Origin of the sequence: Micromonospora endophytica (assembly GCF_003236305.1) — a bacterium.
GTDB lineage: Bacteria > Actinomycetota > Actinomycetes > Mycobacteriales > Micromonosporaceae > Micromonospora > Micromonospora endophytica.
The window spans coordinates 1-14,616 of sequence record NZ_POTX01000155.1 but is presented as its reverse complement, the minus strand read 5'-3'; the positions used below and the strand labels follow the sequence as shown (position 1 = coordinate 14,616).

Here is a 14,616-nt window from a genome sequence, read left to right as displayed (position 1 = left end):
GGACCAGCGGGGTGGTGTTCCAGCGGGCGGCGCCTACCAGGTCGCGGGCGTGTTCCAGGAGGGTGTAGTCGGGGCGGGACCGGCCGGCGGCGATGGCGGCGTCGAGGTCGTTGTCGCAGCGGGTCAGCACGCTGTCGAAGTCGCGGCGTACCGGTTCCAGCAGGTGATACCCGAACGAGCGGTGCAGCCGGGCGAAAAGCGGCTTGTAGAGCCGGGCCCGCTCGTGCAGCCCGGAGGAGTACGACATCGGGTTCTTCGGGCGCCGCCGGACGTAGTCCGGCAGCAGGTCGGCGAAGGCCCGACGGACGATCCACTTCTCCTGGCCGTCGCGCATCTTCAACTCGATCGGCAGCCGCATCGCCAGCTCGACCAGGGCCAGGTCGAGGAAGGGCACCCTGGTCTCCACGCCGAAGGCCATGCTGGTCCGGTCGACCCGCTGCAACTCCGTACGGCAGAGGTTGCGGATCTTGTGGAGGAAGAGCCGGCGGGACGCCTCCGGCCCGACCTCGTGGTACATCGGGTAGCCGCCGAACAGCTCGTCCGAACCGTCACCGGTGAGCGCGACCTTCACCCCCAGCTCCCCCAGCCGGCGGAAGATCGGCACCGACACCACCGCGTTGATGATGTCGCCGTACTCGGTCAGCTCGGAGATCCGGATCGCCTCGCGGACGTCGGCCAGCCGGATGTCGCGGGGGCGCAGCTCGATCACCTCGTGCGGCACGCCGAGATCACGCGCCAGCCGTCGGGCGTACGCCACGTCGGGGCTCTCCGGCACACCGACGGTCACCGCGACGCAGTCCGGGTGCAGCTGCGCGGCGTGCAGCAGCGCCAGCGAGCTGTCCAGCCCGCCGGAGAGCACCACGCCCACGGTGAGGTCGGTGTCCAGCCGCACCTGGATGCTGTCGGTGAGGGCGGCCCGGACGAGCAGGGCGGCCTCGTCCGGGTCCGCCACCGGCGGCGCGGACGCGCCGAGGGAGAGCAGATCGACGTACGGGCGCAGCTGGACCTGCCGGTCGCTGTCGACCCAGCCGTGGTGGCCCGGCGGCACCTCGACCACCGGTGCGCCCATTCGGACCAGCGCCTTGACCTCGCTGGCCAGGTGCAGGCACCCCGGCGTCCGCGACCAGTACAGCGGCTTCACCCCGAGTGGATCACGAACCAGGTACGCCCGCCCGGTGGCCCGCTCCACGATGGCGAAGGCGTACTCGCCCCGCAGCCGACCCACCATCGCCTCACCCCACTGCGTGAAGGCCGCGAGCACCACCTCGGTGTCGCTGGTGCTCTGGAAGTGGTGGCCCAGCTCGGTCAACTCGGCGCGCAGCTGGTGGTGGTTGAAGACCTCGCCGTTGTAGCAGAGCAGCCACCGCGCGTCGGCCGAGACCCAGGGCTGCACCGCCCGGTCCCGGTCCACCACCCGCAGGCGTCGGGTACCGGCGAGCAGGCCCGTCTCGTACCGGGTCTCGGTGACCTCGCCGCGCGGGGTGAGTGTGCCGAGCATCCGCCGGAAGATCGCCGGGTCCGCCTCGGGGCCGAGGCTGAGCACGATGCCGCACATCGCTCAGATCCCCATCTCGGCTTCGTAGGCCCGGCGCAGCCGCAGCGTCGCGGCGGGCGCCAGGCAGATGTGCCAGGCCTGGCCCTCGTCGACCACGTTGATCTCACCGGCCCGCTGCCGGTGCAGCAGCAGCTCGGCGAGCACGTCCCGGGCGCCGAAGCGGCGGAACCACTCCATCTCCACGTCCACCGCCCAGCCCAGGCAGTGTCCGCTGGGCACCATCGCCGCGTACCCGAGGCGGCGCAACCGGTGCTGGTGCTCGGCGCTGCGCACCAGGCTGGTCACCCAGAGCGGCCCGGTGCCCGCCGGCGCGGCGGCGGCGAACTCGCGGCCGATGTCGTTGAGCAGCGCGATGATTTCCCGGCGCGCGTGGCGGAACAGCAGGCCGGCGGTGCGCGGTGTGGCGTCCGGCGCGACCCGGCGGCGCAGCGCCCGTACGCCCCGGCCAATGATCGTGCGAGGCTGCTCGGTGTAGCGGAAGCGCAGCAGATCCCGGCGGCGCAGCCACTCCAGGTCCACCAGTTCCGGGGTGTGCCGCACCTCGACGTCGGTGCGGAACATCGTCGCGTCGCGCCACCACATCACGTCGATGCGGGAGAGCAGATAGATGCGGATGAGCGCGGTCAGGTCACCGGCCGAGCTGCGGGCGTTGGGTTGGTAGCGGGCCATCTCCAGCAGCAGGGTCTCCCGCGCGCCCACCAGCCCCTGCGCGGTGGCGTCGAGCACCGCGGCGATGGCCGGTTCGCGCAGTCGCTGGTCGATGAGCACCTGACGGGCGTTGGTGCTGCCGGCCCCGGTCAGCGCGCCGACCTCCACCAGCAGGTCGGCCACGGCGGCACGGTACGCCGCCAGGTCCGGCGCGACGGTGGCGGTCGGCTGCGGCCGTCCGGCCTGCGCGCGGCGGCGGGCCGGGGCTGGTGGGCCCGGTTGCTGTCTCGGGCTACGGCTGGGCACACGCATGGTCGGGTCCTCTCTCCGTCGCGACATCACGGCGTATGTCACCCTCTGCGACACCGTAATCACGCGAGAAGGGAGGAGTCCGAACAAGCCTCCCTTATTCCTCGGAAGAGGTCAGGACACGCCTCGACCCCTCGAACGACCGCCATCCGGACGCGAAGCCCCCGACCGGTCGTCGCGACGTCGGCAGCCGGCCCGTCGAGCCGACCGATGCGCGGTCCGACGGGACCGCGAACGTCGCATCGATGCAATAGAGTTCGATCACGATCACTCGGAATGGGGGACGAATGATACGGATGCGTCGCATCGCCACGCTCACCTGCGTCGCGATCGGGCTTGCCCTGACCTGGGCCGCGCCCGCCAGAGCCGACGCCGACTGCGCCTGGAGCGACCTGCCGCTGCCCACCGGCGCACGCTGGGCCACGGTGCACGCCTCCGACGGGCACGGCAGCTACGTCGGCACGGACGATCTCGGCAACGCGATCCGCTGGCAGGGCTCCACCGTCGAGGTGCTCGGTGCCGGGATCACGGCACGCGACGTGAACGCGGGCGTCGTCGTCGGCGACAAGGCGACCGGTCTGTTCAGCCGTGGTCCGGGTCGTTGGGTCTCCGGCGCCTGGGAGCCGTTGCCGGTGCCGGCCGGCACTTCCGGCACGGCCACCGACGTTTCCGCCAACGGCGACATCCTGGGCACCCTGAACTACGGCCGGCTGATCCGCTGGCCGGCCGCTGCACCCGGGACCTATGAGCTGCTCACCGGCCCGTTCGCCGGCTACGCGGAGCCAACCGGGATCGCCGCCGACGGCACCATCATCGCGTGGGCAGTGATCGACTCGACCCGTCCCCACGCCGGCCTGGTCCGGCATCCCGACGGCACCTGGACCACGCTGGCGAGCCCCTCCTCCTTCACCAACGTGTTTCCGCGCGCGATCAGCGGCGACACGATCGTCGGTAGCAGCGGCCCGGACCTGCTCGAATGGAACGCCACCGACGGCGATCTGGTACGCGTCGTTCCCGACGCGTCTGCCGTCGACGTCAACTCGGCCGGGCAGGTGCTCGGCACCGGCGACGGCACCACCGTCTGGCAGGACGGCACGGTGATCACCGTACTGCCCACGGTTTCCGGCCGGACCGTCGAGCCGATCGCGATCGACGAGGACGGCACGGTCGTCGGCCAACTGCCCTGGGGCGACGACTTCGACGATCTGCCCCGGCCGATGACCGCCCACTGCGACTGAGTCCGACCGGGCACCGGCTCGCCGACCGGGTCCCGCCCAGCCGGGTTCACAGCCAGCCGTGTTCCCGGGCGAGGCGGACCGCCTCGGCGCGGTTGTCGACGCCCAGCTTCTGCACGGCGATGGCCAGGTAGTTGCGGACCGTGCCGGCGGAGAGGTGCGCCCGGCGGGCGACGGTGGCGTCCGGCACCACGGTCGTCGGGGTCGAGCAGGCCAGCACCACGACCGTCAGGGTAGGGCGGTCGTCGTACCGGTGGAAGCAGCGGTGTGCCCGGTCCGGCCGGGCGTCGCGCCCGGACGACCGGTGACACCGGGTGGCTGGTCCCCGCGCCCGCCCGCCACGACGCTCGGTGGCATGACAGAGCTGACCTCCGCCGCCCCGACAATTCCCGGACACCCGGCCGGGCCGGCGCGACACCTCCGGTCCCGGCCGCTGCTGCGGCACCTGTTGGAGATGACGCTGGCCATGGTCGCCGGCATGCTGCTGCTCGGTCCGGCGCGGGCCGCACTCGGTACGGCGCTCGGGCTGCCCCCGGCGTCACCCGGCGTCGGCGCGCTGCTGATGGCCACCGACATGAGCGCCGGCATGGCGTTCTGGATGGCGTACCGGGGGCATTCCGCCGCCGCGATCGGCGAGCTGGTGTCAGCCATGTACGCGCCGGTCGTGCTGCTGTTCGTCCCGTACCAGATCGGGTTGCTCGACGAGCACACCCTGCTGGCCGGCGTCCACCTGCTGATGGTGCCGGCGATGGCGGCCGCGGTGCTGCGGCGGCGTGCCGAGTACGCCCGGCACCCGGTCACCCGCCCCGCTCCGCGACACCCGCTGGCGCGGATGCTGGCGCACCGCTGGCCGGCTGGGCTGGCGCTGCTGATGACCGCTGACAACCTGACCTCACCGGCACTGCTGGGCGCGTACACCCTGCTGGTCCTGCCGGCCGGCTACCTGGCCATCGGCACCGTCCGCCGGCAGTGGCGCGGGCGTGGCAACCTGCGGACCCAGCTCGTCGGCCTGGTGGTCTGGTCGGCGCTGGCCCTGGTCGCCGCGCTCTCGGGTGGCACCGTCGGGCAGTGGCTCGTGGCACTCGGCTGGCTGGCCCACTCCGGCTGGGACTGGATTCACCACCGCACCCGCCGGGTGGTGCCACGCGCCTACGCCGAGTGGTGCGCCGTCCTCGACGCCGTGCTGGGAATCACCATCATCATGGCGATACTCACCAGTTGACGCAGGCAACCCGGGGCCGCCGGGTGGGCCGTAGGTCGTACGGCAGGGCCACCGTGGCGGTCCCGCCCACATGTCCGGTGGTCGCCGCAGCGCGGGTAAGGACGTGATGAAAGGCTTGACCCCATGAGTTCCACGCCCGTACCCCCGGATCACATCACCGATTCGCCACTCTTCGCGGACCTCGGCCTGCGAGCCGAGCTGCTCGCCGCGCTCGCCGCGCTCGGCTACGAGGAGCCCACGCCGATCCAGCGGGAGGCGATCCCCCCGCTGCTGGCCGGCCAGGACCTGCTCGGGCAGGCGGCGACGGGGACCGGCAAGACGGCCGCGTTCGCCCTGCCGCTGCTGAACCGGATGCCCGCGCACCGTTCCGACGGGGATCCGCTCGCGCTGGTGCTGGTGCCCACCCGCGAGTTGGCGGTGCAGGTCTCCGAGGCGTTCCACCGCTACGGCAAGGACCTCGGGACCCGGGTGCTGCCGATCTACGGCGGGCAGCCGATCGGCAGGCAGCTGCGGGCCCTGGACATGGGGGTCGACGTGGTGGTGGCCACGCCGGGTCGGGCCCTGGATCACATCGCCCGGGGCACGCTGCGGCTGGGCAACCTCAACACGGTGGTGCTGGACGAGGCCGACGAGATGCTCGACATGGGCTTCGCCGAGGACATCGAGGCGATCCTGGAGCACACCCCGGAGCAGCGGCAGACGGTGCTCTTCTCGGCAACCATGCCGGCCCGGATCGACGGGATGGCCCGAGCTCACCTGACCGACCCGGTACGCATCCTCATCGCCCGGGAGCAGCCGGTGGCAGGCGAGGCGCCCCGGGTGCGGCAGAGCGCGTACCTGGTCGCCCGGGCGCACAAGCCGGCCGCCCTGGGCCGGGTGCTGGATGTCGAGTCACCCACCGCGGCGATCGTGTTCTGCCGCAGCCGGGAGGAGGTCGACCGGCTCACCGAGACGATGAACGGGCGCGGCTACCGGGCCGAGGCGCTGCACGGCGGGATGAGCCAGGAACAGCGGGACCGGGTGATGGGTCGGCTGCGTTCCGGCACCGCCGACCTGCTGGTCGCCACCGACGTCGCGGCCCGTGGGCTGGACGTCGAGCAGCTCAGCCACGTGGTCAACTACGACGTGCCGTCCGCGCCGGAGTCGTACGTGCACCGCATCGGCCGGGTGGGCCGGGCCGGCCGGGAAGGGGTGGCGATCACCCTCGCCGAGCCGCGGGAACACCGAATGCTCAAGACCATCGAGCGGGTCACCGGGCAACGGATCACCATCGACAAGATCCCCACCGTGGCGGACCTGCGTACCCGCCGGCTGGAACTGACCCAGGCCGCGCTGCGGGAGAGCCTGCTCGAAGACGACCTGGATTCCTTCCGGGTGATCGTCGAGACGCTCAGCGACGAGTTCGACCTGATGGAGGTGGCGCTCGCCGCGGTCAAGCTGGCGCACGAGGCCACCCTGCCCGGCACCGAGGAGGCCGAGGAGGAGATCCCGCAGGTCGCGGTCCGCCCGTCCCGCGAGACCCGCCCGGCGTACGAGGCCCGGGGCGAGCGCCGCCCGTCGCGCCCCCGCACCAGCGGCACCACCCAGGTCTTCATCGGCCTCGGCCGGCGCGCCGGGGTACGCCCGCAGGATCTGGTGGGTGCGATCACCGGAGAAACCCGCATCCGGGGCCGGGACATCGGCTCGATCGAGATCGCCGACCGGTTTTCCCTGGTCGAGGTGCCGATCGCGGTAGCCGACGAGGTGATCGCCGGGTTGCGCGGCAGCACCATCAAAGGTCGCAAGGTCACCGTCCGCCGCGACCGCGACGACTCCCACTGACGGTGTGGTGTAAGGAGGGGTCCCCTATTAACGCCTCGTGTATAGAAGGGAACCCTTCTCACCCTGTCGGCACGTGGTGCGGCGAACCGACGCCAGCCTGAACGGTGGCGCCGGTTCGCGGGGAACTTCTGTTAAGAAGGGGCCCCTGCTATGCAGAATGCGTTAACAAGGGCCCCCTCCTTGCACCTCAGGCGGCGGTGAGGTGGTCGTCGGTGAGGGATGCCGGGTCGATCTCGGCCGGGCGCAGCGCCAGGGCGAGTACGTCGGCGACGTCGGCCAGGGTGTGCACGGTCAGCGCCTCGCGTACCTCGGTGGGCAGGTCGTCGAGGTCTGGCTCGTTACGGGCCGGGATGATCACCTCGGTCAGTCCGGCCCGGTGCGCGGCGAGCAGTTTCTGCTTCACCCCGCCGATGGGCAGCACCCTGCCGGAGAGCGTGACCTCGCCGGTCATCCCGAACTCGGGGCGGACCGGCCGACCGCTGACCAGTGACGCCAGGGCGGTGACCATGGTGATGCCGGCGCTGGGGCCGTCCTTGGGCACCGCGCCCGCTGGCACGTGCAGGTGGATCCGCCGCCCGGCGAGGGCATTGGGGTCCAGGCCGAGCCGGCGGCCGTTGGCGCGCAGGTAGGAGAGGGCGATGTGGGCCGACTCCTTCATCACGTCGCCGAGTTGACCGGTGAGGGTCAGCCCCGGGTCACCCTCCATGCTGGTCGCTTCGATGAAGAGCACGTCGCCCCCGGCGCCGGTGACCGCCAGTCCGGTGGCCACGCCGGGCACCGCGGTCCGCTCCGCCGACTCCGGCGTGTGCTTCGGCCGGCCCAGGTAGCGGACCAGGTCGTCCGCGCCGACGCGGACCGGCGCCGGGTCGTCGGTCAACGCGACCGCGACCTTGCGCATGATCTTCGCGAGGGCCCGTTCCAGCTGTCGTACGCCGGCCTCCCGGGTGTACTCCCCCGCGATCCGGCCCAGCGCGGAGGTGTCCACGTCGACCTCGTCGGCGGTCAGCCCGGCCCGTTCCCGCTGCCGGGGCAGCAGGTGGTCGCGGGCGATGGCGACCTTCTCGTCCTCGGTGTAGCCGTCCAGGTTGACCAGTTCCATCCGGTCCAGCAGCGGTCCGGGGACGGCCTCCACCACGTTGGCGGTGGCCAGGAAGAGCACGTCGGACAGGTCGAGGTCGACCTCCAGGTAGTGGTCCCGGAAGGTGTGGTTCTGCGCCGGGTCGAGCACCTCCAGCAGGGCGGCGGCCGGGTCGCCGGCGTACCCCACGGAGAGCTTGTCGACCTCGTCGAGGAGCACCACCGGGTTCATCGAGCCGGCCTCGCGCAGGGCCCGCACGATCCGGCCGGGCAGCGCGCCGACGTAGGTGCGCCGGTGTCCCCGGATCTCGGCCTCGTCGCGGACGCCGCCGAGGGAGACCCGGACGAACTTGCGTCCGAGCGCCCGGGCGACGGACTCGCCGAGGCTGGTCTTGCCGACACCGGGCGGACCGGCGAGGGCGAGCACCGCGCCGGAGCCGCGGCCACCGACCACGCCGAGGTCACGCTCGGCGCGCCGGTTGCGCACCGCGAGATACTCCAGGATGCGGTCCTTCACATCGGACAGTCCGGCGTGGTCGGCGTCGAGCACGGCCCGCGCCGCGGCCAGGTCGGTGTTGTCCTCGGTACGCGTGCTCCACGGCATCTCCAGCACCGTGTCGAGCCAGGTACGGATCCAGCCCGCCTCCGGGGAGGCGTCGCTCGCCCGTTCCAGCTTGCCGACCTCGCGCAGCGCCGCGTCGCGTACCTGCTCGGGCAGGTCGGCGGCCTCGACGCGGGCCCGGTAGTCGGCGGAGCCGTCCGGGGCGTCCTCGCCGAGTTCCTTGCGGATCGCGGCGAGCTGTTGGCGCAGCAGGAACTCCCGCTGCGACTTCTCCAGCCCCTCCCGGACGTCGGCGTTGATCTGCTCGGTGACCTCCTGCTCGGCCAGGTGCTCCTTGACCCAGCCGACGAGCAGTTCCAGCCGGGCGGTGACGTCCGGCGCGGTCAGCAGTTCGGTCTTCTGGGCCAGGCTGAGCCAGGGCGCGTAGCCGGCCGAGTCGGCCAGTTCGGACAGGTCGGTCATCCGCTCCACCGCGTCGACGACCTGCCACGCACCCCGTTGCTGAAGCACCGAGGTCACCAGGGCGCGGTATTCGCGGGCGAGTTCCCGGGCTTTGCCGGCCGGGGCGGGTTCGTCGACCTCGGTCGCCTCGACCCAGAGCGCCGCGCCGGGGCCGGGCACGCCGGAGCCGATGCGGGCGCGGACGAGGCCACGGATCACGGCCGCCGGCTCGCCGCTGGGCAGCCGGCCGACCTTCTCGATGGTGGCGATCACGCCGACGGGGCCGTACTCGCCGTCCAGGCGGGGCACGGCGAGCAGCCTGCGGTCACCGGTGGCGCGGGCCGCGTCGACGGCGGCCTGGATGGTCGGGTCGAGGGTCACCGGGATGACCATGCCGGGCAGCAGCACGGCGTCGGTCAGTGGAAGTACCGGAAAGGTTGCCATCGAACACCTACTATCGCGTTGAGTTGAGCGTGTCAGGCTCAAGGCGAGACGAGCCACCGGTGTTCCTCGTTGTGACTCAGGACACGAAGCAACGCTTGGTCGGACCCGACCACCGGCGACAGTCGCCCGACATCCCGACGGCCCGTCACGGAATCGGGATTTCGGCGTCACGCAAAACGCGGGCGGTAACACATGGCTTTTGTTGCGCAATTGCCGACCGATGCGTCAAAATTTGACCACACCCCCCGAACACAAGGAGTAATCGGCAATGGCAAGAAAAGTAATCACGGTCCTTACCGACGACCTCGACGGCGGAAAGGCCGACCGGACGGTCGAGTTCAGCCTGGATGGCGTGGCCTACACCATTGACGTCTCTGATGAGAACGCGGGTGTCCTGCGCAAGGCGCTCGACCCGTTTATCAATGCCGGCCGTCGGCTCGGCCGTGGCGGTGCGGAGGCTACCCGGAGCCCTCGACGCGGTGGCGGCGGCGCGACCACACCGGGAATGAACCGCGAGCAGAACCGGGCCGTTCGGGAATGGGCGGTCAGCAACGGCTACAAGATTTCCGAGCGGGGTCGCATCCCGGTCGAGGTGGTCGAGGCGTACAAGAACCGCTGAGTCGAACCGGGCTCACCACCGCCCGGTGGTGGGTCCGGCGCACCGTACGCCGCCAGAAACGTCGTGGGGCCGCCCGGAGTGATTCCGGACGGCCCCACGAGTTCGTGTCGGTCAGCGCATCAGTTGACCTGGATCCGCACCGCGTCGAAGGCGGGGGTCTGGTTGGCCCGCTCCGCCATCGGGATGCGGTGCGAACCGTCACCGGCCCAGACCGCGCACTGCGCGGTGCCGGACTGCGGCAGACCCGGAACCTGGATGACCACGCTGTCCGGCTGGCGACCGCCACCACCGTCCTCGGTGGCGACGAAGAATGCCGGCACCGGCTCCGGCGCGGGGGCCTCGTTGGTGTTGTTCAGCATCCGGCAGGCGGTGTGGAAGTGACCGCGGGTCAGCCCCTCACCGTTGAGCAGCGAGCTCTCCAGGTAGTAGCCACCCTGGCCGGCCGGGAGGAAGCGGTCCCGGACGAGGTTGCGGGTGCTGACCCGCAACGTGAAGCCCTGGTTCTGGTTGACCTGCTGCGGGAACTCGGTGATCAGCAACGACGGGTTGTTGGCCGCGGCACCCACCTCACCGAAGGCGGTGCTGATGCAGCGGTTGCCGTTCTGGAAACCGTCGTGCGGCTGGAGCTGGCTGTTCTCGCAGTTGTTGGCGAGCACCTCAAGGCCGTTGTTGCCGTTGTTGGGGTTGTTCCCGCCGTTGTTGCCGCCGCCGTTGTTCCCACCGTTGTTGCCGCCGGTGTTGCCGCCGTTGTTGTTGTTGACCGGCTGGACCTGGCAGGTGGCGAGGTCGGCCAGACCGCGCGGCCGGGGGCCGAACCGGTCGATGGCGATGGTGATCCGGTCGAGGGTCGCCCGACGCTTGCTGGCCAGCGGGCCGAGGATGGTGTTGTTGATGAACGCCTCGCCCTTGTTGCCCTCGGCGGCGAGGCGCTGGTCGGCCTCGGTGATCTGAGTCTGCAACTGGGCCAGGTTGCGGTCCACCTCGGCACGGGCCCGGTCGGGCACCTGCGGCAGCCGGCTCACCACATCCGGGCAGGCGACGGCCACGGCGCCGGTGGTCGCGCCGCCGGTGCCGTTGCGGGTCTCCTGGCACTCCTCCACGGTCTGCTGCCCGTCGCCCCAGTGGTTGGTCACCCAACGACCGTTCTGGAAGGTACGGGTGGTGGTGGCACCGCGAGCCGTCGGCGCGGTGGCGCCGGGGCTCGGCGCCACGCATTCGGCCGATACCGGCCGGGTCTGCTTGTTGGGCCGTCGGTCACCGGCCGACGAGATCTGGGTCACGGCGACCACGCCACCAAAAACGGCGAGCGTGGCACCGACGGCCAGAAGTCGCTTGGTCCGCGCGTTACCGGATGGTCGGCGCGACCGGGGGGACCTGCGCATCGAATTGCTCTCCTTCTCGATCCGGTACCTGATTCGTGACTCGACGGACCGAACGGAATCGTGGTGGCACGCTCGGCGGACATCCGAACGCGCCGGTGGCACGTCGACTACCGACGATGCCCTTTCCGCACCGTCTCCCGCGCCTGCCGGTGCGGGGTGGCGAGATCCTGTCCATTCCCGGTGAGGTACGGGGCCGGCGTGACGGAGGTTCAAAGAACCTGACATTTTTTTCGGGCCGCCGGCACCCGCTACCCGAGCCCGCCGTCGGGCGGGCTTCAGTCCTGGCAAAGATGGTCGTAGGCGAAGTCGTCCACGAGTTCGGCCCGCCGATCCCGTAGCCGCCGAATGTCGCCGAGCAGTTCCTCCCGAGGCAGCAGGGTCCTCCCGCCGAGATCAGGCCGACGGAGCCGGTCCCCGATCCCCAGGGCGGCGAGGTCCTCGGCGAAGCGCGCCGGGTCCACCCCGAGGGCGAGTCGGTGCGCCTGCACCGACACCCGCTCCACCAAGCACTCGCCGGGACGCGCCTCCACCCAGCTCCAGCCCTCGGCCGGGCCGTGCACCCAGGACACGTGCAGCCCGCGCAGGATCGGGTCGGCCAGCCGGCGCGCCACGTACGCCTCGACCGCCTCGGCCCGGGCGAGCGCGCCGAGGTCGTTCACCGGGCCGGTCCGCCCGTCGGGCAGCCGGCCCACGATGTCGCGGAAACCGACAGCCGCGATGTCCAATCCGGCCGCGCCCTCGGCGTACCGCCGAGCATCGATGACGTACGCGACGACCGCCGGCCCGTGCTCGGCGGCCCGCAGGGTGGTCGAGACGATCCGCAGCACCGGTAGACCAACGGCGGCGGCGACGGAACTCACGACCCGCTCGGCACGGCGGGCGGGCGCGTCGGGCGGTGGCGGCCGGAACTCCACGGCGAACTCCGGCCGACCGGTCTCCTGCGCACACACCACCAGGTCGAGCTGCGTGCGGCCGGCGGTGTTCCACTGATGGCCGGTGAGACCGGGTGGACGACGCCGGACCAGATCAACCAACCGCAGTCCGAGGTGCATCCGCCGCCCCGCGTGAGTCAGCACGTCGCCACGTCCGGCCCCGGCCGCAACCATCGACAGCCAGGAGCCCTCATCACTGGTCATCGTCGTCCCCACTCAATCCTGCCGCCGACCGCTCGAGTCTAGGAGGGCGATCATGCCCGCCGCCTTCGTGGTGGTCTGCCCGCCGTCCGCACGGTCGGCCGCTGCCCGCCGCCTTCGCGGGGGGCCCGAAGAAGTCGACGGGTGCGGCCGGATGGTCCCGGCACAGAGGGGTCCAAGGTCCCGTCCGGTCCCGGCCCGGTCGGCCCTGCCGGCGCCCCACCCCGCAGGCGTCCAATGAAGATGCCACCGGGACCGCGGTGCGAAGCAGCGAAGGGACGTGGAGACCATGACCGCCATGATGGAGCGGAACACCGCCGCCACCAACACCCCGGGGGCCGGGACCGTTCGGGAGAGGGCCACCGGGACGCGGGCCGCCCGCTACCTGCTCGCCGGGCTCCGCCTGGCACTGGGCTGGATCTTCCTCTGGGCCTTCCTGGACAAGCTGTTCGGCCTGGGGCTCGCCACCGAGGGCAAGAACGCCTGGATCAACGGGGGCAGCCCGACCAAGGGTTTCCTGACCTTCGGCGCGACTGGCCCCTTCCAGGACCTCTACCAGGGGATCGCCGGTGCCGCCTGGGCCGACTGGCTGTTCATGATCGGCTTGGCCGCGATCGGTACCGCGCTGCTGCTCGGCATCGGCGTCCGGGTCGCCGCCGCTGCGGGTGGCCTGCTCCTGGTGCTGATGTGGACCGCCGTCCTGCCTCCCGAGAACAACCCCTTCATGGACGACCACCTGGTGTACACCGGGGTGCTCGCCCTGATCGCGGTGACCAACGCGGGCGACACCTGGGGCCTCGGCCGCACCTGGGCCCGGCTGCCGATCGTCAAGCGCTTCGGCTGGCTCCGCTGACCTGATCACCCTCCCCGCGCGGCGGGCGTCACCCCCCGGTGACGCCCGCCGCACCGTGCGCAGTCGAGGGCGCGCGTCAGGGGCGCTTCCTGGGTTTGGGGGTGGGGTTGCTGAAGCGCTCGTGGGCGGACTGTTTGGTGACGCCGAGGGCCGCGCCGATCTCGGCCCACGATCTGCCCGCCGCCCGCGCCTCGGTGACCGCCGCCGTGACCAGATCCTGCTGCCAGCGTTCGACCTGGGCGAGGACGGCAAGCGCCTGCAACGGCCAGGCGCCGGCAAGTTCGGCGACGCTGTCGCGCAGGCTGTCGGAGCGGTTCACCAGCCAGGCCGGCGGCGCGGCGGCCCAGAACGGCTTCATGTGGGCGACCCAGTCCGAGGTCGCGGACATCCGACCCGTCTCGCCGGGCGGATAGTCGCCGGCTCCGCTCCAGCCGCACGAGCAGTGGGCCCGCACCGCGACGGCGTCGGCCCCTGACTGGTCGGCCGGCACCAACGCACCGTCCGGCAGCCGTACGACAAGCGAGCCGGCGTGCCCCGGCACCTCATCCAGCTGGATCTGCATGCAGGGGAGGATAACTATGTCAGGAGATCCTGACCAAAGTAGTCCGGGTTGCCTGCCGCCATCGGTCCGGATAGCCTGCCGAGCGTTCGATCGACAGGGAGGAGCGGCAGTGATGGATGTGCAGGGCACGGTGGCACCGGGATTCGAGGGCGTACGCGAGGTGTTCGCCCGAAATTTCGCCACCCACGGGGAGGTGGGGGCGGCGGTCTGCGTGTACCGCCACGGACGACCGGTGGTCGATCTCTGGGCTGGCGTGGCCGATCCCGACACCGGCCGTCCCTGGCGGGAGGACACCCTGCAAGTGGTCTACTCGACGACGAAGAGCGCCACCGCCGCCTGCGCCCACCTGTTGTCCCAACGCGGGGAACTCGACCTGGACGCGCCCGTAGCCGCCTACTGGCCGGAGTTCGCCGCCGCGGGCAAGGAGGGCATCCCGGTGCGGTGGCTGTTGTCGCACCAGGCGGGCCTGCCCGCCCTGGACACCCCGGTCTCCCTCGCCGACATCCGGTCCTGGGATCCCGTGGTGCGCGCCCTGGCCCGGCAGGCTCCGGTCTGGACACCCGGCACCGCCCACGGCTATCACGGCCTCACCTACGGTTGGCTGGTCGGCGAGGTCGTCCGCCGGGTCTCGGGGCGCAGCCTCGGCGACTACTTCGCCGAGGAGATCGCCGCGCCACTGGGCCTGGACTTCTGGATCGGGCTGCCGGCATCGGAACTGCCCCGGGTGAGCCGGATCGTCGAGCCGCCCCCGGC

The 14,616-nt window shown here is 71.7% G+C and carries 13 protein-coding genes; 6 read left to right on the top strand and 7 right to left on the bottom strand.

All coding sequences use genetic code 11. The features are described 5' to 3' along the window. Both C1I93_RS20570 and C1I93_RS20565 read right to left on the bottom strand, forming a co-directional pair. The coding region (locus tag C1I93_RS20570) for an asparagine synthetase B family protein (protein ID WP_111244933.1) at positions 1 to 1,555 on the bottom strand (1,555 nt) is incomplete at its 3' end. 3 nt (positions 1,556 to 1,558) lie between these two features. Continuing rightward, on the bottom strand, positions 1,559 to 2,515 hold the full coding sequence (locus C1I93_RS20565; protein ID WP_111244932.1) for a DUF5715 family protein: 957 nt from the start codon (positions 2,513 to 2,515) through the stop codon (positions 1,559 to 1,561). Positions 2,516 to 2,808: 293 nt separating this feature from the next. Between C1I93_RS20565 and C1I93_RS20560 the strand changes: the two genes are divergently transcribed. After that, a complete protein-coding gene (locus tag C1I93_RS20560; RefSeq protein ID WP_111244931.1) occupies positions 2,809 to 3,750 on the top strand; it encodes a hypothetical protein in 942 nt (313 codons plus the stop codon). A gap of 46 nt (positions 3,751 to 3,796) precedes the next feature. On the opposite strand, the gene C1I93_RS32630 is transcribed toward C1I93_RS20560, so the two are convergent. Further along, positions 3,797 to 3,970 (bottom strand): LuxR C-terminal-related transcriptional regulator, encoded by a 174-nt coding sequence (locus C1I93_RS32630; RefSeq protein ID WP_309148209.1) that lies wholly within the window; start codon positions 3,968 to 3,970, stop codon positions 3,797 to 3,799. 132 nt (positions 3,971 to 4,102) lie between these two features. On the opposite strand from C1I93_RS32630, the gene C1I93_RS20550 reads away from it, so the two are divergent. Both C1I93_RS20550 and C1I93_RS20545 read left to right on the top strand, forming a co-directional pair. After that, positions 4,103 to 4,969, top strand: a complete 867-nt coding sequence (locus tag C1I93_RS20550; protein WP_223256280.1) for a hypothetical protein — start codon at positions 4,103 to 4,105, stop codon at positions 4,967 to 4,969. A gap of 123 nt (positions 4,970 to 5,092) precedes the next feature. Beyond that, positions 5,093 to 6,790: a DEAD/DEAH box helicase gene (locus C1I93_RS20545; RefSeq protein ID WP_111244929.1), complete on the top strand. Its 1,698-nt coding sequence runs from the start codon at positions 5,093 to 5,095 to the stop codon at positions 6,788 to 6,790. 187 nt (positions 6,791 to 6,977) lie between these two features. On the opposite strand, the gene lon is transcribed toward C1I93_RS20545, so the two are convergent. Then, positions 6,978 to 9,314: an endopeptidase La gene (lon, locus tag C1I93_RS20540; protein ID WP_111244928.1), complete on the bottom strand. Its 2,337-nt coding sequence runs from the start codon at positions 9,312 to 9,314 to the stop codon at positions 6,978 to 6,980. Positions 9,315 to 9,582: 268 nt separating this feature from the next. On the opposite strand from lon, the gene C1I93_RS20535 reads away from it, so the two are divergent. Next, the gene (locus C1I93_RS20535; RefSeq protein WP_111244927.1) at positions 9,583 to 9,933 is read left to right on the top strand and encodes a histone-like nucleoid-structuring protein Lsr2; all 351 of its coding nucleotides are present in this window, start codon (positions 9,583 to 9,585) and stop codon (positions 9,931 to 9,933) included. 119 nt (positions 9,934 to 10,052) lie between these two features. Here C1I93_RS20535 and C1I93_RS20530 read toward each other — a convergent pair whose 3' ends face one another. After that, entirely contained in the window at positions 10,053 to 11,315 is a 1,263-nt protein-coding gene (locus C1I93_RS20530; protein ID WP_111244926.1) for a hypothetical protein, read from the bottom strand. 275 nt (positions 11,316 to 11,590) lie between these two features. Then, positions 11,591 to 12,451 carry a hypothetical protein gene (locus C1I93_RS20525; protein ID WP_111244925.1) on the bottom strand — a complete coding sequence of 287 codons (861 nt, stop codon included), beginning with the start codon at positions 12,449 to 12,451 and terminating at the stop codon, positions 11,591 to 11,593. Between the two features lie 277 nt (positions 12,452 to 12,728). Between C1I93_RS20525 and C1I93_RS20520 the strand changes: the two genes are divergently transcribed. Continuing rightward, positions 12,729 to 13,301, top strand: coding sequence for a DoxX family membrane protein (locus C1I93_RS20520; protein ID WP_181445252.1), 573 nt, complete (start codon positions 12,729 to 12,731; stop codon positions 13,299 to 13,301). A 76-nt stretch (positions 13,302 to 13,377) separates the two neighbouring features. Here the strand turns inward: C1I93_RS20520 and C1I93_RS20515 are convergent, their stop codons facing one another. Next, entirely contained in the window at positions 13,378 to 13,863 is a 486-nt protein-coding gene (locus C1I93_RS20515; RefSeq protein WP_420811723.1) for a hypothetical protein, read from the bottom strand. 112 nt (positions 13,864 to 13,975) lie between these two features. Here C1I93_RS20515 and C1I93_RS20510 point away from each other — a divergent pair. Beyond that, a partial coding sequence (locus C1I93_RS20510) for a serine hydrolase domain-containing protein (protein ID WP_146603541.1) occupies positions 13,976 to 14,616 on the top strand: 641 nt, incomplete at its 3' end.